This window comes from Sporosarcina sp. FA9, from assembly GCF_051550205.1.
Lineage (GTDB): Bacteria > Bacillota > Bacilli > Bacillales_A > Planococcaceae > Sporosarcina.
In genome coordinates this window covers 1,478,003-1,495,280 of record NZ_CP188819.1, presented here as the reverse complement: position 1 = coordinate 1,495,280, position 17,278 = coordinate 1,478,003, and the positions used below count along the sequence as shown (strand labels likewise).

The following is a 17,278-nucleotide window of genomic DNA, read 5'->3' as shown; positions in this document are numbered from 1 at the left end:
CCACTACAGGCAAGCTCTAAGCAGTATTACACCGATGAATAGAACCTTTTCAAAGTTAATACGTCTAAAAGAGAGTGATACGTGAATTATATTAAATAAAGAATAACGAATCCATTAATAGATGAGGCGATGAACCAATTGGGAAGACATGAAAATAACACTAGTAAACGAAAGAGGAAAACAGGCAGGACTATTGGAATTGTAACTACACTACTTCTATTGGTGGGATTTTATTGGTTCTATCAATTCAATGAAGGTTTATCTTTGTCAGAAGGTGGATCATTGAAAGACAAAAATGATGAGTTTGGAATTTTTGATGGGCCTGAGCCACAATTCGGCGAGATTAATATACTTTTACTTGGCTCTGATGCACGTGAAGAAGAAAATGGGCGATCGGATACGTTAATGGTTGCACATTATAACCAAGATACGAAAAAAATGAAAATTGTTTCTATTATGCGTGATACCTATGTCAAAATCCCGGAATATGGTATGCACAAATTGAATACGGCGTTTACGCTAGGCGGCCCTGAGCTTGTGAGGCAGACGATTAAAGAAAACTTTGATTTGGATGTCCATTATTACGCGATGGTCGATTTTAATGGGTTCCCAAAAATTGCGGATATTATCGCACCCGATGGTATTGAAGTAGATATCCCATATACAATGTCACACGGCATTAATATGACTTTGGATCCTGGTGTGCAAACGTTACATGGAGAACAGCTTTTAGGTTACGTTCGCTTCCGTCATGACAGTAAAAATGATTTTGGCCGAGTGGAGCGACAGCAAGAAGTCATCTCTAAATTGAAAGATGAAGCAGTAAGTGTGCACAGCCTTTTAAAACTTCCTAAACTTCTTGGAGCAGCAGATGGATATGTGGATACGAACCTCGAGAAAATGAAGATGCTTTCCATTGGCAAGGGTCTTATCGATAAAAGTTCTGGAAAGGTAGAAACGTTACGACTTCCTGTCGATAGTTCTTATTCAAACAGGCGAACGAATGTTGGCGAAGTCTTAGACATTGATTTTGAAAAAAATATCAATGCGTTGAATAATTTCCTAAATGATTCAGCAGATATGGTGAAAACAGTCGAAGATTAAAAGATTTAATGAAACAGGGCATACCCTATTACTCTTGCTAGTTCTTCAATCCACTAATTGTCCCAACCATAGACATTTGTGCATTCATATCGACAAAGAACAACACAATTGTAGTATCTTTATTCGCGACTAAAGGCGGAAGCGGATTGACTAAATCCGTTACCGCTTCTTGTTTGCCAATTGTGAGATCTTGAACCGTAATTTCTCCATTCATCACGTATAGAAATGGTGTAAATCCTACATACGTTGGAACTTCCAACTTTTCGCCCGCTTTAGGATGCGCGTCTAATATGTAGACGTTTTGCCTAACGTAAAGTGGCGCTTCGCTTCCTTCAGGCCCGACCATGACATACCAATCGTGGTTGTCTACCGGTTTATCATGAAATTGAATTTCTGGGGAAAGATCTGTTTCATTCGGTCGGACGAAGATTTGAAGCATTTCCACCTCATCTTCTTTTACTTTTTCCTCATGCCAAAAGCCTGCCCCTGCATTCATCATCATTAATTTCCCACGTGCAATCGGCGCTTCAAAACCTGCGGAATCTCTATGATGCGTGACACCTGAGCCTATGTAACTTAGAATTTCATCATTGACGTGTTCGTGCATTTTAATCGTTAAGCCCTTTTTCATAACCGCATGATCAATGATCGCTAACGGCCCAAATGCAGTATCCGCAGTTTTATTCCCCAAAATATCACTTGGTTGGACACGTGTAATTGTGAATGGACCTCTGAACGGCTGAGCATGACTTCCCGCTTCAAGTTTTTGTAACAAGATAAAAAACCCCCTTCATAATGCTATATAATAAAATCGACTTTCCATAAGGGAGTCGATTTTGTTGTTTGTATTACTTATATTTCAATAGGACCATGGTTAATCATAGATAATGGCACATTAATCTCGAAAATCTTGCCACGAATATCTTGAATCCCAAAAGATATTAATCGAGCCGAGTGCATTTCTAAATAGGCTTGGGCCGTTTCTTTTGTTTCGAATTGGTAGATGCCTCCAGCTTCTTTTGCTCCCGCGTCTTCTGTCCAAATCTTCCAAATCATGCCCGGCTCATTGTTAATGCTTTGCGCTAATTCTACAAAGCCCTTTGACATTTCTTCCCCATATGGATCATCCATTTTAAAATCTACTTGTAATAAATAAGCCATTTCAAGTCTCCTTTTTTATTTTTCATATTTGTTCCCCTGCCACTGTCATTTTATTTGAATGCATTTCTCGCCAAGGATTTCATTTGTTTCATTGATTATCATATTAAGTCGGACGGTATATAAATGTTAATTATCTCTTTAAATATCAGCAAAATATTTGTTTCTATCCTTAAATTTCATCTCCAACTTTCATTTACCTAAACTTACTCCATTCATTTTAATTTGATTCTAAAAGTGATATTCTGTATAGCTTATCGTCATTCTCCTGTGGATTGCCACGCCCATCTGTATTATTGGTAATGAAATAAAGGTAGTTATCCTCAATGAGCACATCCCGAATTCTGCCAAGTTCAGTGATTACTTCCCATTGTTCATCTGTTTCAGGATCTAATCCTAATATTGCCTTTCCTCTTAATGCTGCCACATACAAATCGCCATCATAATAGCTCATTCCAGATGGTGCCCAAGTTGCTTCATCTCCAGAAGTGAATAACGGTGAAACCATACCTACTTCTTCCTCATTGCCCTCAATAATCGGCCAACCGTAATTTTGACCAACTTCTATTTTATTTACTTCATCGTTTGCAGAGTTACCGTGCTCACTTGCATAAAGCACTCCATCAGATGTCCAGGTAATTCCCTGAGGATTACGATGTCCATAGCTAAAGACGTATGAATTTGCAAATGGGTTATCACTTGGTACAGATCCATCAAAATCCATTCTTAAAATTTTACCACCTAATGAATCGATATCTTGTGCTAGTTCACTCTCAGATGCATCACCTGTTGTTGCATAAATTTTTTCATCAGGTCCAATTTTAAGTCTTCCTCCATGATGATAGGAACCACTTGGGATTTTATCAAGAAGCAAATTCTCTTCCCGCCAAATATTATCTCCTAAACGTAGCGTAATAATACGGTTAAACTGTCCTGTGTTGTCTTGATACGTATAATACGCATAAGCTAGATTCGATTTCTGAAAGTCCGAGGCTAATACAAATCCTAATAACCCCGCCTCTGAAGCTGTTGCAAGTTCTTTCTCAAGTTCTACGCTTTGCCGTTCAATTTCTTCATTTTCTATTTTCACGATGTTGCCTGTTCTTTCCGTCAAATAGAATGTATTCCCAGTTTTCTGTATAGACCAAGGAACCTCAAGATTTTCCGCTACCACTTCATGTTTCTGATTTTCCTGTTCAATTATAGGACTTGTCTGTTCATCCCTGGGATCTTGTTGTCCATTTTCAGAACAGCCAGCAATTAGAAGTATTGCAAACAAAGATATTGCTAAGATTTTTCTCAACTCAATCACCTCTCCCTTTCATAAATAACAGACCAATAGAGTTATTTTAGATGCTTTATCAAAACCCTTTTAACCCTAAAATATAAAATTTATAGAATTCACTTGCAATTGCATTTAAAAACAGGTATGGTTACGTTAATTAGAAATTCTCTTATTTCAAAACTTTTTGAAGTAGGGATAGAGGCGCGAAAACCATCAGTACACATTTCGAGGATATTGAGATCCTATGACATTTGTGGAAAGGGGAATTTGCCGAAGTGGAGAGAAACTCATTTTCTCGAAGCTGGTTCTGTTGTTGAACAAACACGGAATTGTCATATAGGAAACTATATGGAGGGCTATCTTATGCAAAGAAATAATTTATTATTTCTTCTGCAACAACGATCCCTCGTTGTTGCATTTTTGCGTTCATTTACTACCTGCCCTCCCACCTCTAATTTTTAAAATAAATTATAGGATGTGGAGAAGTTATGAATTTCGGACAAATATTAACAGCAATGGTAACTCCTTTTGATACGAATGGAGAAGTAGATTTTCCAGCTACAGAAAACTTAATTAATCACCTAATTGCAAATGGGACAGACGGTTTAGTCGTATCTGGTACAACTGGTGAGTCTCCGACGTTAACTAAGGAAGAAAAAGTAGATTTGTTTAAATTTACCATGGAAATTGTGAATGGTAGAATTCCAGTAATTGCAGGTACCGGTTCGAACAACACTAAAGAGTCAATTGAGCTCACAAAACTAGCGGAATATGCAGGAGTAGACGGTATTATGCTTGTTACTCCATACTATAATAATCCATCTCAAGAAGGATTATATCAACATTTCAAGACAATTGCAGAGTTCACATTTTTACCGATTATGCTTTATAATGTGCCAGGTCGCAGTGTAGTCAATATGTCTGCTGAAACTGTTATTCGTCTATCAACAATCCCTAATATTGTTGCCATTAAAGAAGCAAGCGGTAATTTAGATATGATGTCGGAAATTATTGAACACACACCAGATACTTTTTCTTTGTACAGCGGTGATGATGGTTTAACGATTCCAGTATTATCGATTGGCGGAATCGGTGTCGTATCTGTAGCTTCTCATGTTTTAGGTAATGAAATGCAAACTATGATTGAAAAGTTTAATAACGGCAACGTCAAAGATGCAGCTACGGATCATCGTAAACTCCTTCCCATCATGAAGGCATTATTCGCTGCACCAAACCCTTGTCCCGTGAAAGCGGCTTTGAATTTAAAAGGAATCCCAGTTGGTGGTGTTCGTCTACCTATGATTCCATTAAATAACGAAGAACTTAACACATTACAGCAAGCACTTAACCTTGATGCAAAAGTTCTTTCATAAGAATAATTGGTTAAAAAGAGTGAGCGAATACGCTTACTCTTTTTTTCTTTATAAATTTCTTTCTAGAGGGTTTATATTAAACATTGAACCCCTACTCCCCCAATTCCTTGCCCATGCCCCTCAAAAAATCGAGTCCGAATTTCAGTCCACGATTAATATCATCGTCTTTTAATAACGTCATAAGTTGAAGGACACCAACCTTTTCATCATTGTCTCTACGCAATTCCGCTTCATTCAAACCACTTCTTACACTTTCCACAAGTTTAGATGTAATCGCGGGATCTATGGATGACATTACCGCAGAAGCATTCATTACATGGTTGATTAAATTAGTAATGGGTTCCCGCGAAACTTGGTCAACGGCAATTTTTGCAATTTGCTCTTTTGCTTTTACCATTGCCGCCACCGCATCCAACACGCCAATATCATTCAGTTCCCCAGTTATTGATAAAATCTTTTCTAATGCTTCGTCCTGCTTAGCAAGTAACGCCTGAAGTTCCTCTAATTTCTGTTCTTGAATTTGCTCTGGTGTATATTGTTTCTTTTTAATAGAAGTAATTGGAACCGCCATCCACTTTCACCTCTCCTCTTTTTGGTCTGTGAGTTGCACATATCCAGGACGTGCCCATTTACGTTCAACTTCAATACCTTTTGTTGGATTTCTTTTTTTATTTCTATGATTGGTAGATGGTAACGGATTCTTACCTTCTTTTCGCAGCAATTCCATACGTACTTTTGTTTGCTTAAATGCCGGTGTATTCGTTCGTTCATCCGTTGCTGGTCCAGTTAAAAAGTTAATCGCAGACTCTTTTAGTACGGAATTCATTGGTAGAAATAGTTCGTTTCCTTGAACTCGATTCGTTACAATTGCGGGTACTTTAAGTGCACCGTACGGAGATATTAACCGCACAAGTGAACCCGTAAGGACCCCACGCTCTTTGGCAAGTTCTGGCGATACTTCTACAAATATCTCAGGTACTTTCGATTGGATTCCAGCAGATTTATTCGTTAAGTTGCCTTCATGAAAATGTTCAAGCAAACGACCGTTATTAATATGCAAATCAAACTCGGTAGGATATTCTACCGGCTCTATCCAATCGGACAATGCAAATCGGGCTTTCTTATCCGGGAAATTAAATCCATCTACATAAAGCAACGGAGTGCTTGAACCATCATGACTTCCCCAGAAGAAACTATTCCAATCTTTTAGAACTTCATAATTCGCCTGACTAAATAAAGGCGACAGACTTGCCATCTCATCAAAAATTTCACTAGGATGACTGTAGTTCCAATTCGCACCCAACCGGTTCGCAATCTCTTGGATGATCCACCAGTCTTGTCGCGTATTTCCGAGATTCGGCAATGCTTTATAGAGTCGTTGTACACGTCTTTCTGTATTTGTAAATGTCCCGTCTTTTTCAAGAGAAGGCACTGCTGGCAAAATCACGTCAGCATACTGAGCAGTTCTAGAAAAGAAGATATCTTGTACTACTAGAAAATCCAGATTGGATAATACTTGATCGACGTGATTCGCATTGGAATCGACAAGTGCCATATCTTCTCCCACAATATACATCGCTTTCATAATGCCTTTGTCTGCGGCACTGACCATTTGAACACTGTCCATACCTGGTTTGTTGTCAATCTCAACGCCATATGCTCGTTCAAACTTTTGACGTGCATGGTCATCACTAACATGTTGATACCCTGGTAGCCACCCGGGTAATGACCCCATATCACAAGCGCCCTGTACATTATTATGTCCACGCAGCGGATAAGCACCGGCTCCTGGACGTCTATAATTCCCTGTAGCGAGCAAGAGATTGGAAATTGCTGCGGAAGTATCCGAGCCCCCCGTATTTTGCGTAACACCCATTCCCCATAAAATACATGTGCCGTCTGCATCCCGAATCATTTCTGCAATTTCAATTAAGGTTTCTTTTTCAATACCCGTTTGTTCGAAAGCATAGTCTAACGTATATCTAGTTAAGGCTTCTTGATAATCCGGAAAGAAATTAACATTCTCCTGAATGAATTCTGTGTCGTGCCAGCCTTGGTCAATCATGTATCTTGTAACAGCCATTAACCATACTTGGTCAGTTCCTTGCTTTGGTCGAATAAAAATATCAGACCGTTCAGCCATTTCATGCATCCTAAGATCTGCCACTATGAGCTTTTGACCGTGTAATTTATGTGCCCGTTTCACTCGTGTCGCAAGTACAGGATGACCTTCTGCTGGATTCGCACCAACAATAATGACAAGTCCGGCTTTTGCGATGTCCTTAATCGTTCCGGCATCGCCACCCATACCAACCGTTCGAAATAGTCCATCTGTTGCTGGTGACTGACAGTAACGTGAACAGTTATCCACATGATTGGTTTCAAACACTTGTCGAGCCAACTTTTGCATGACATAGTTTTCTTCGTTCGTAATTTTAGAAGAGGAAATAAAACCGACTCCGTCTTTTCCATGCTCTTTTCGAATAGCGCCCAATTTCTCCGCTACCAAATCAAGTGCTTCCTCCCATGAGGCTTCCACAAATTCATCACCACGGCGAATTAAAGGTTGCGTTAGTCGTTCCTCACTATTGACAAAATCCCACCCAAACTTTCCTTTAACACATGTTGAAATCGCATTAACCGGCGCTTCTGATACGGGCTCAATTTTAAGGATTTTACGATCCTTTGTCCACACTTCAAATGAACAACCTACACCGCAAAACGTGCACACTGTCTTCGTTTTTTCAGTCCGTGTTTCTCGCATTGCTGCTTCCGCATCGGATATTGCCATGATACCGCTATAACCGGGTTCCACATCTTTTATTAAATCAATCAACGGGGTCATTATTTCTTCAGGCATATTCGTCATAAAACCCGCTTCACCAAGCATAGTTTTTTCCATTAATGCATTACACGGGCATACTGTTATACAGTGCCCACATCCTACGCAAGAAGAGTCATTAATTTTTGCCCCACCATCCCACAGAACAATTGGGCGATCGCGTTCCCAGTCCATCGTCAGAGTTTCATTCACTTGAAGATTTTGACACGCCTCCACACACTGCCCACAAGCAATACACTGATTCGGATCGTATCGATAAAACGGATGAGAAAAATCTACTGAGTCCACTGAGCACTTAGGTTCGAAAGGATATTTCTGATGTTCAATTTCCATTAAATCTACAGTATTATGGATCTTGCAATTTCCGTTATTATTATCACAAACTGTGCAATAGAGTAAATGATTTTCCAGTATACGATCCATCGCTTCTGTTTGAGCGGCTTTGGCACGCGGTGAGGAAAGTGATATACTCATTCCTGAAACCGCTTTCGTTGAACACGAACGAACAAGTTTTCCGTCTACTTCAACAATGCACGTATCGCACGTTTCAATTGGGTCCACTTCTGGTAGATGACAAATTTGAGGATGTTCAATTTTATTGTGATTCAAGACTTGAATAATGGACAGTCCATTCTCAAATACATAGTTTTCTCCGTTAATTTTTACAGACATTGAAATACCTCCTTTTTATGAAAAACAAAGTTCTGCTGTATAAATGAAAATATCTCTTTAAATAGAATTAGTGCTTTAAATTATTAATCCCCTATCGTTGCACTCATTATAGTTGATAAAATGGGATTAAACAATGAATCTCTTCACTAATAATAGATAATTCAATATACTGGTAGATAAGAGAATAACCCTTTTTTAAATACATATTTCTTCTGGATGGAGGTTACTTAAATTGAATTTATTTAAAGAAAGAGTTATTTCTCATTACTCAAATGGACAATTCATTCAAAATAATGCCCTTGTTGCCGTAGAGCATGCAGTTACGATACGAATCAATAATGAAGAATTTATGACGCTTGTTTGTTCTCCAGAATACATCGAAGATATGGTCATTGGTTTTCTAGCATCTGAAGGTGTCATTCCGAAGTTCTCAGATATCCAAGAAATTTCGATTTCCGAGGATTTTTCCACAGTCGACATTCAGTCAGCTACAAAATATTCTTTTTATGAAAAGATGCTAGGTAAACGCTATATTACTTCTTGTTGCGGAATGAGTAGACAAGGTTTTGTATTTGCACACGACGCACTGACCGCAAAGAAAATGAATGACATTACAATCACACTCACTCCTGAAGACTGTTTTTCTTTAATGAATCAAATGAATGATACCGCAGATGTTTTTCAAAGGACTGGTGGCGTTCATAATGCTGCACTTTGTACATCAGAGGGGGTTGTCGTGTCTAGAATGGATGTGGGTCGGCATAATGCTCTCGACAAAATCTACGGTCATTGTTTGCGAAACAATATCCCTGTTCACGATAAAATTATTGTCTTTAGTGGACGTATTTCATCAGAAATTTTATTAAAAGTAGCCAAAATAGGCTGTGAAATTGTGTTATCTAAATCTGCTCCTACAGAACTGGCACTCGAGCTCGCAGAAGATTTAGGCATCACAACTGTTGGTTTTATACGCGGGGAATCTTTTAATGTATATACACATCCCGAACGGATTTGCATGGATGTAAAAGATTCAATGGGGATTGAATAAGGACATTTAAGTGATATATGAAGAAGATGACACCGGCAGACTACCGATGTCATCTTGATAGAAGCTAAGTTTTTTTGTAAACTTGTGATTTCATAAGCTATCAGTATTCCACCTCACCGGTCCAAGAGGACATCCCTTCCGACACGTTTACTAAATCATAACCATCGTCGATTAAAAGTGCACTTGCTTCTTTTGAACGACTGCCACTTCGACAAATGACAATATACGATTTCTTTTTATCTAAAACGGATCGGTCACCAGTCTTTAATTTAGATAAGGGTGCGTTTACGGCTCCAATAATATGCCCTTCTTCAAACTCCTCCACCTCACGGACATCAAGAACAACTGCCCCGTCGTCTTGGAGCTGCTGAACTTGATCAATATCTATAGTTAGATATCCTTTTTCTGTCCCACAAGCTGTTAGCAATAATAGGACAACGAAAACCATCCAGAAAACCTTTTTCATGATAATCTCCTCCTTTATATAGCTACCCACATGATATTCTTCATATTACCAGGTTGAAATCATTCCTTTCGAAAATAAACAAAGTGGTCTTGCGCAACTACGTTATGTATAGTTGTGCAAACCACTTTATTATGAACTAAAAATCATACTCTTAAAGATCCACGGAAACCTCTAGCTGCATAATAGGAATCTGCGCCGTTGTGATATAAGAAGACGTGGTCGTAACGGTAATCACAAAATAAAGCACCTTTAAGTTTACGTATATCGGACGGTGTTTGTATCCAACTTGATGTTTTTCTATCGAACTTTTCAAGCTCTTGCAACTGCCGATAGTCCTCTTCGTTTAATAGTTCAATGCCCATCGCGTTCGCCATAGCCATCGCGCTGTTTTCAGGTTTATTTTTCTTTCTTGAATCCAACGCTTCCTGGTCATAACAAATACTTCTTCGACCGGCAGGACTTTCCGCGGAGCAATCGCAAAAAATGTACTCATCCTTTTCAACGTCATAACCGACAACATCCGGTTCCCCGCCAGTCCTCTCCATTTCACTTAAAGACCATATTTTCCCGGTATTTGCATCCAATTTGGTTTGTATGTTTGTCCACTCCATATTTGGATGGCGATGAGTATTGTTTTCAAAGCGATGTTTCAATATGCTCATTAACTCTTCAGTTTGTTCGTGTGATAATTTTTCTTTAATTGAATCTTCATTTTTACCCATTGTAAGCGCTCCTTATCGATATAGTTACATTGATTGTACATTTATTATAATTGACAAGTTCAATACTTGGTCATTATTTTAGAGTTTCATGAATTTTATTGTTGAGCTTTTGTATGTCGACGTTCGGAATTGTTTGATCTACCAATTCGTATTTCTCCTTTAGAGCGATAATACGCGCAACACTTTCATCGATTCGTGACTCAGAAATCTCTTCAGAAGCGACGGCCGCTTTAAGTGCTTCTATTACAGCTATCGTTTTCGCGGGATCATGCGCCACTAATAGGATATCAGTTCCGGATTTAAAGGATTGAACAGCTGCATGTGCAATGCCGTAGTGATTCGTGATTGCTTTCATCGTCAAATCGTCCGTCATAATAACGCCTTTGAAACCCAGCTCATTCCGCAACAAATTGGTGATGATTGGTTCAGACATCGAAGCAGGACTTATTTCATCCAACTTTGGCAATAAAATATGTGCAATCATAATTACGTCTGCGTTTGCTTCTATCGCATTCTTAAATGGAATCAATTCCAATTGTTCAAGTTCCTCAATTGTTTTATTGACCATAGGCAGTTCCAAATGTGAATCGACAGATGTATCTCCATGTCCTGGAAAGTGTTTGACAACGGGAATGACATTCTCTTCCTCGATGCCTTTCATCGTTTCGACACCAAGCGAACTAACAACCTCGGGACTTGAGCTAAACGAGCGATCTCCAATTACTGGATTATTCGAATTGCTGTTCACATCAAGCACTGGTGCGAAGTTCATGTTAAAACCGAATTGTGTGAGTTGCATACCAAGCGTACGCCCAATGTTGAGAGCATATTGAGGATCATTCACTTTGCCTATTTCTGCGCTTGTCGGCAACTTCGCAACTTGTTTTGGAAGTCGGGAAACACGCCCTCCCTCTTGGTCGATGCTGAAAAACATGGGCAATCGATTAGATTTGTTGGCATCTTTTAGGCTGTTGACAAATTGCACGGTTTGGTCGGGTGTTTCTGCGTTGTTCGAGTAGAAAATGACTCCGCCAATTTTTTGCTGTTCGATGAGTTGCCTGGACGCCGCATTGATATCCGTTCCATCAATTCCCGCAATGACGAGCTGTCCGACTTTTTCATCTAGCGTCATTCCACCGAGCACCTTTTCCTGCTTGCTTTCGGCTTTTGTCCAGACGGCGATATGATCGACCGCCGGGTTTGGAACACTGTCTATTGGGTTGGGTAAAATCCATTTAAGTTCGTAGACATCAGTAACTTGATATACTAAAATAATTTGATCGTGAGTACCGTCTTTAAAATTCCTGATTTCATCAGGATCACCCAGCGTACGTTTTATATCTTCGTAGCGGATGGATGGAAGTGGCTCACCAGAATAACGAATGTCAAAAACCAATTCATCCACTATGCCAATTACTGTTTTGTGCTCTGGATAGTCAATATATACTCCATTTTCAGTCTCGGTACGATTGTCAGAAGAGGATTGGCTAACCCACATACTTTCTACTTCATTCAGCATCGTTACCCCTGCAGTGCCCATAAAACTTGGTACGGTGCCAAGTTTAGCTTTATCCACGATTGAAATAATTTGCTCTTCCACTGTTACGGTAGGTTCGACACGTGGTTCTTCAACTAATTCGTTAGATTTTTCTGGAATCGTTTTATATGTAATGCCAACAATAATAGCCACTATGAGAAATAAAGCGAATGCACTATAAAGTCTTTTTTTCATAAGCCATTCCTTCTTTTATACACGATTTTGATTTATTTTACGTGATCCGCAACACACAACATGATAGTACCAAGCATTCATAAATTTATAATACATTGAACTTTAGTGTTTCACTTTTCATTAAATAAAGCAATTGAATTGTATTGAAAAAACTGCACAATAAAAAGCCAGGTTCCAATTAACTTTTGGGAACCCGGCTTAAGTGAATAGGTATAGTTTGACAGGCAAAACCCTTTATGTTGCGAGTGCACCGCCATCGACCGGATAAGTTGCTCCAGTCACGAAGGAAGCATCATCAGACGCTAAAAAGAGAACCACTTTAGCAACTTCCTCGGGTTGACCATATCTATGCATCGGAATAGAGGATTGTATTTGTTTACGAACCTCTTCTTGATTATCAGGTGAAAGATTTCTTTCAATTTGAGCCAACATATTTGTGTCAATAGCTGCCGGAGCAATCCCATTCACACGAATACCGTTTACAGCATGTTCGAGAGCTGCCGTTTTTGTCAATCCAACTGCGGCGTGTTTTGATGCAATATAATGACCCATCCCAGGACTACCAATGAATCCCGCATTTGAAATCGTATTGATAACTGCGCCGCCTCCGCTGTCCATCATTGCATTTAAAACATGTTTCAAACCTAGAAATACACCATATACATTCACTTCAATTACCTTTTTGAACTGTTCATAGGACGTATCTTTAATAAAACTAACTGGACCTTCGAAACCTGCATTATTGAAAAACACATCGATTTTCCCGAATTTCTCTACGGATTCGTCGACATATCTTTTAACATCTGCCTCATTAGTTACATCAGCCGTCACTGTATGAATTCGATTATCTTCCAAATTAAGTTCTTTGACCACATTTAAAAGTGCATCTTCATTCATATCAACGAGCACTAAATGTGCGCCCTCATTTGCAAATGCTTTTGCAGTTGTTTTCCCAATTCCCCCTGCACCGCCAGTAATAACTACTGTTTTACCTACAAATCTCATTAAGCTCATCCTTTCTAATCTATTTGAATATAAGTCTAGCGTAACCCACTATTTCGATTCAAACAAATATTCAGAACTATTATTCATCTATATTAAATGCGGTGAATGGAAAATGAAGCTCATAATCCTGTTACTTTACATTAATTATGAATCATTAAACTATGAAACTATTCCGAGACTTGAAACGTATGAATAAGAGAAGTGAATAGGAGGAAAATATTTCGTGTTGTTCCCGATAGTCTCCACTATAGGTTTACTAATTGTTATTCCGGCTGTATTTCTTTTCACACTTTGGAAAACTTCATTTACCAGCAAATTTGAATGGATAGTGGATGCAGTGTCAACTACAGCATTTGTTTTCTGGGTTTTCCAATCTGGAAACTGGGCATGGATTGGGTACTATTTCCGTTATTTATTAGTCGTCATCCTTGTTTACGTTTTAATTCATTCATGGAGAAAAGTACGTGTTTTGCCTTTCAAAATTAAGTATAACGGCACTCAACTGTTTACAATCGGTATGTATTTATTTCTTATTGTTCTTTTCGGTACATATAATGTGTTCGCCTTTACCAGCTATTCTACCGATGATCCAGCAATCGAATTGCAATTTCCCCTCAAGGACGGCGCATACTATATTGGACAAGGTGGAAATCATGTGCTTCTAAACTATCATCAGGAATACCTTCCGCAGCAATATGCTTTGGATATTTTAAAAGTAAATACGTTTGGGATTCGTGCAAATGGACTTTACCCCAAAAATCTAGACAAATACCAAATTTACGGTGAAGAACTTTATAGTCCTTGCGCTGGGAAGGTCATCGAGGCACAAAATAGGTTGCCTGATTTTACACCCCCGGAATCAGATCCTAAAAATGCGACTGGTAATTATATTGCTTTAATCTGTGATCATTCGGACGCAACGATTTACATCGCACATATGCAAGAAGGCAGTGTGATGGTAACGCCGGACGAGAAAGTACAGGCAGGTCAAAAAATCGGAAATGTAGGAAACTCAGGAAATACGAGTGAACCACATCTCCATATTCATGCTGAAAAAGACGGAGTTGGGATACCTATTCAATTTAACAATAAATTTCTTGCAAGAAATAATTTGATGCGTTAAAAAAGTGGCTATGTCTATCTTTCAGACATAGCCACTTTATATTTCTTACTTCATCATTTCTCCAAGTAGTTCATATGAACGGAGTCGAGCTTCATGGCTAAATGTACCTGTACTTACAATAAATTCATCTGCTTTAGTTGCTTGAAGGAATGCTTCTAGCTTCAGTTTCGCAGTTTCTGGACTCCCAACAATTGTTGACGGAGAATTGAGCATTTGTTCTACCGCAGCTTGCTCATATGCAGACCATGTAGCATTTTGGTCTTCTATTGGTGGTGAGAATCGAGTCGGTGTTCCTTTGCGTAAGTTTAAAAACATCTGTTGCATTGATGTTGCCAAATAGAGTGCTTCATCATCTGTATCTGCCATTATTAAACTGATTCCCATCATGACATAGGGCTCTTTCAATACTTTGGACGGCTTAAAGTTTTGATGATAAATTTGCAAAGCTTGCATAGCAAATTGAGGCGCAAAATGACTCGCAAACGAAAATGGCAAACCGAGTTCAGCAGAAAGTCTTGCACTAAAATCACTTGAGCCAAGAAGCCAAATTAACACATCTGCTCCGCCACCAGGTACCGCTCTCACACGCATTGTCGGATCATCCTCAAAATAGGCCCGCAGTTCTTCCAGTTGTTCTGGAAATTGTTCCCCGCCGCTATTCAGAGACCGACGAAGAGCATAAGCCGTTGCTTGGTCACTTCCAGGAGCACGACCAAGGCCAAGGTCAATTCTACCCGGATATAGAGCATCTAATGTACCAAACTGTTCAGCAATCACAAGCGGTGCGTGATTAGGCAGCATAATTCCACCTGAACCAATACGCATTTCTTTTGTCTCTCCCGCAATATGGCCCATAATAACAGAGGTCGCGGAACTTGCGATTCCCGGCATATTATGGTGCTCCGCCAACCAATAACGGTTAAAGCCCCACTCCTCCACATGTTGCGCAAGATCCACACTATTTTTAAAAGACTCTCCTGCATGACTTCCTTCATTAATCATCGCTAAATCTAAAACGGACATTGGTATGCCATTAAATTTCTTTGCGTTTTCTCTAATCACTTGATCTACTCCTCTATTGCTGAATTGTTATTCGACTGAAGCACATCCATGCTTCTTTACCCATTTTACAATCGCTTGTATAATTTCTTCTGTTTCTTTACCCATATCCGTTAGTTCATATTCCACTTTTCGCGTACCTGGTGCAGATGTTTTTTTCAATATAAAGCCTTGTGTTTCTAATTCTCGAAGACGTTCCGTTAATAAGCGGTCTGAAATTCCTGGAATTTCTTCTGCCAATTCAAAATAACGTTTGGGTCCGTTTAATAAATGATAAATAATTACACCGGTCCAGCGCTTGCCAATGAACTCTATCGTACTGTGAAACGTATCACAGCTATTTTGTGGACTAGATGATTGACTTGTTTCTTTACTGTCCATGATCCACCCTCCGTTCGAATTAACTTAACTCATTCATATCAAAAAATAGACAAACAAACTTACTTATAGTAATCTTTAATTAACCTTACTATAAGTAAGTATAAAGGTTTGTTCGGTACTTTGCACAGAATACACTCTAGGAGGAAAATAATATGAATGAAACAACTCAACAAGAAATCCATTTAGCGAACCGTCCGGTAGGATTGCCAACAATGGAGACCTTCGATTTTGTCGAAAAAGCAATTCCAGCTCTAGAAGAAAATGAAGTTTTAGTACGGACACTCTATCTTTCAGTCGACCCATATATGCGAGGTCGTATGATAGATGCTAAATCGTACATTCCACCTTTCAAACTGAATGAAGTAATTTCTGGCGGAGCTGTCGGAGAAGTAATCGATTCGAAGTCCGATGCATTTAAACGCGGTGATGTAGTGACTGGAAATCTTAATTGGGCAGAATACACAGCCGCATCCGAGAAATCTATAAGAAAAATAGATCCTGCTCTTGCACCGATAACGACACATTTGGGAATTCTTGGCATGCCTGGTTTAACAGCATATTTTGGATTGCTCGATATCGGTAAGCCGCAAAAAGGTGAAACAGTAGTTGTTTCCGGAGCTGCCGGTGCTGTAGGTTCTGTAGTTGGTCAAATCGCCAAATTAAAAGGTGCGAAAGTAGTCGGCATCGCAGGAACGGATGAAAAAATAGACTACTTAATTTCTGAACTTGGATTTGATGCTGCAGTTAATTATAAAAAAGACAGTTTTAAAGATGATTTGAAAAATGCATTGCCAAATGGCGTAGATGTTTATTATGACAACGTCGGTGGTGTTGTAACGGATGCAGTATTTACGCATTTAAATAAATTTGCTCGAATCCCACTTTGCGGAGCTATTTCTTCTTATAATAATGAAAGTAAAGAAGTAGGACCACGCCCACAATCAGCGATGATTAAAACAAGCACATTGATGAAAGGATTTACAGTCGGTGACTATGCGGCTGAATTCACCTCTGCCGCAACTGATTTGGGTACATGGTTATCCGAAGGAAAACTTAAATATGAAGAAACAATTGTCGAAGGTTTCGAACATATTCCCGATGCTTTCCTAGGACTATTTAAAGGCACAAACCTCGGAAAAATGCTTGTAAAAGTTGCAGAGCCTGAAGTTGCTGTTCTTTAATATGTGAATAATTGTTATTAAAAAAAACGTGAAGCTTTCATCCAATTGGATGCGCTTCGCGTTTTTTACATTTTTTAATTTTACAGTTCAGATTTCGTTTCACTCACTATTATTTTATCCAATCAAA

Annotated in this window: 16 protein-coding genes and 1 riboswitch; of the genes, 5 read left to right on the top strand and 11 right to left on the bottom strand. The window is 39.1% G+C overall.

All coding sequences use genetic code 11. The annotated features are described in order from the left end of the window. The first annotated feature begins 129 nt into the window (after window positions 1-129). On the top strand, window positions 130-1,104 hold the full coding sequence (locus tag ACP8HH_RS07285; RefSeq protein ID WP_438317951.1) for an LCP family protein: 975 nt from the start codon (window positions 130-132) through the stop codon (window positions 1,102-1,104). A 37-nt stretch (window positions 1,105-1,141) separates the two neighbouring features. On the opposite strand, the gene ACP8HH_RS07280 is transcribed toward ACP8HH_RS07285, so the two are convergent. From ACP8HH_RS07280 to ACP8HH_RS07270, 3 genes are all read right to left on the bottom strand, one after another. After that, complete coding sequence (locus tag ACP8HH_RS07280; protein ID WP_438317948.1) at window positions 1,142-1,879, bottom strand: pirin family protein; 738 nt, start codon at window positions 1,877-1,879, stop codon at window positions 1,142-1,144. A 77-nt stretch (window positions 1,880-1,956) separates the two neighbouring features. Further along, a complete protein-coding gene (locus tag ACP8HH_RS07275; protein WP_438317945.1) occupies window positions 1,957-2,265 on the bottom strand; it encodes a monooxygenase in 309 nt (102 codons plus the stop codon). 217 nt (window positions 2,266-2,482) lie between these two features. After that, window positions 2,483-3,565, bottom strand: a complete 1,083-nt coding sequence (locus tag ACP8HH_RS07270; protein ID WP_438317942.1) for a PQQ-dependent sugar dehydrogenase — start codon at window positions 3,563-3,565, stop codon at window positions 2,483-2,485. A 170-nt stretch (window positions 3,566-3,735) separates the two neighbouring features. Beyond that, window positions 3,736-3,914, top strand: a riboswitch (Lysine riboswitch). Between the two features lie 121 nt (window positions 3,915-4,035). Here ACP8HH_RS07270 and dapA point away from each other — a divergent pair. Continuing rightward, the gene (gene dapA / locus ACP8HH_RS07265) at window positions 4,036-4,920 is read left to right on the top strand and encodes a 4-hydroxy-tetrahydrodipicolinate synthase (protein ID WP_438317939.1); all 885 of its coding nucleotides are present in this window, start codon (window positions 4,036-4,038) and stop codon (window positions 4,918-4,920) included. Between the two features lie 91 nt (window positions 4,921-5,011). On the opposite strand, the gene ACP8HH_RS07260 is transcribed toward dapA, so the two are convergent. Further along, entirely contained in the window at window positions 5,012-5,491 is a 480-nt protein-coding gene (locus tag ACP8HH_RS07260; RefSeq protein ID WP_438317936.1) for a DUF1641 domain-containing protein, read from the bottom strand. 6 nt (window positions 5,492-5,497) lie between these two features. Then, window positions 5,498-8,434, bottom strand: coding sequence for a formate dehydrogenase subunit alpha (gene fdhF, locus ACP8HH_RS07255; protein WP_438317933.1), 2,937 nt, complete (start codon window positions 8,432-8,434; stop codon window positions 5,498-5,500). 232 nt (window positions 8,435-8,666) lie between these two features. Between fdhF and fdhD the strand changes: the two genes are divergently transcribed. After that, a complete protein-coding gene (fdhD, locus tag ACP8HH_RS07250) occupies window positions 8,667-9,482 on the top strand; it encodes a formate dehydrogenase accessory sulfurtransferase FdhD (protein WP_438317930.1) in 816 nt (271 codons plus the stop codon). A gap of 100 nt (window positions 9,483-9,582) precedes the next feature. Here fdhD and ACP8HH_RS07245 read toward each other — a convergent pair whose 3' ends face one another. From ACP8HH_RS07245 to ACP8HH_RS07230, 4 genes are all read right to left on the bottom strand, one after another. After that, complete coding sequence (locus ACP8HH_RS07245) at window positions 9,583-9,948, bottom strand: rhodanese-like domain-containing protein (RefSeq protein ID WP_438317927.1); 366 nt, start codon at window positions 9,946-9,948, stop codon at window positions 9,583-9,585. Window positions 9,949-10,091: 143 nt separating this feature from the next. Further along, complete coding sequence (locus ACP8HH_RS07240) at window positions 10,092-10,670, bottom strand: DUF4256 domain-containing protein (protein WP_438317924.1); 579 nt, start codon at window positions 10,668-10,670, stop codon at window positions 10,092-10,094. Window positions 10,671-10,743: 73 nt separating this feature from the next. Then, window positions 10,744-12,402: a beta-N-acetylhexosaminidase gene (nagZ, locus tag ACP8HH_RS07235; RefSeq protein WP_438317921.1), complete on the bottom strand. Its 1,659-nt coding sequence runs from the start codon at window positions 12,400-12,402 to the stop codon at window positions 10,744-10,746. 234 nt (window positions 12,403-12,636) lie between these two features. Further along, a complete protein-coding gene (locus ACP8HH_RS07230; RefSeq protein ID WP_438317918.1) occupies window positions 12,637-13,407 on the bottom strand; it encodes an SDR family NAD(P)-dependent oxidoreductase in 771 nt (256 codons plus the stop codon). A 223-nt stretch (window positions 13,408-13,630) separates the two neighbouring features. Between ACP8HH_RS07230 and ACP8HH_RS07225 the strand changes: the two genes are divergently transcribed. Next, complete coding sequence (locus ACP8HH_RS07225; RefSeq protein WP_438317915.1) at window positions 13,631-14,530, top strand: M23 family metallopeptidase; 900 nt, start codon at window positions 13,631-13,633, stop codon at window positions 14,528-14,530. Between the two features lie 45 nt (window positions 14,531-14,575). Here the strand turns inward: ACP8HH_RS07225 and ACP8HH_RS07220 are convergent, their stop codons facing one another. Together ACP8HH_RS07220 and ACP8HH_RS07215 are read right to left on the bottom strand one after the other, a co-directional pair. Next, complete coding sequence (locus ACP8HH_RS07220) at window positions 14,576-15,592, bottom strand: LLM class flavin-dependent oxidoreductase (RefSeq protein ID WP_438317912.1); 1,017 nt, start codon at window positions 15,590-15,592, stop codon at window positions 14,576-14,578. Window positions 15,593-15,619: 27 nt separating this feature from the next. Further along, complete coding sequence (locus tag ACP8HH_RS07215; RefSeq protein ID WP_438317909.1) at window positions 15,620-15,970, bottom strand: winged helix-turn-helix transcriptional regulator; 351 nt, start codon at window positions 15,968-15,970, stop codon at window positions 15,620-15,622. 152 nt (window positions 15,971-16,122) lie between these two features. On the opposite strand from ACP8HH_RS07215, the gene ACP8HH_RS07210 reads away from it, so the two are divergent. After that, window positions 16,123-17,151 carry an NADP-dependent oxidoreductase gene (locus tag ACP8HH_RS07210; RefSeq protein WP_438317906.1) on the top strand — a complete coding sequence of 343 codons (1,029 nt, stop codon included), beginning with the start codon at window positions 16,123-16,125 and terminating at the stop codon, window positions 17,149-17,151. The last annotated feature ends 127 nt before the right edge of the window (window positions 17,152-17,278 follow it).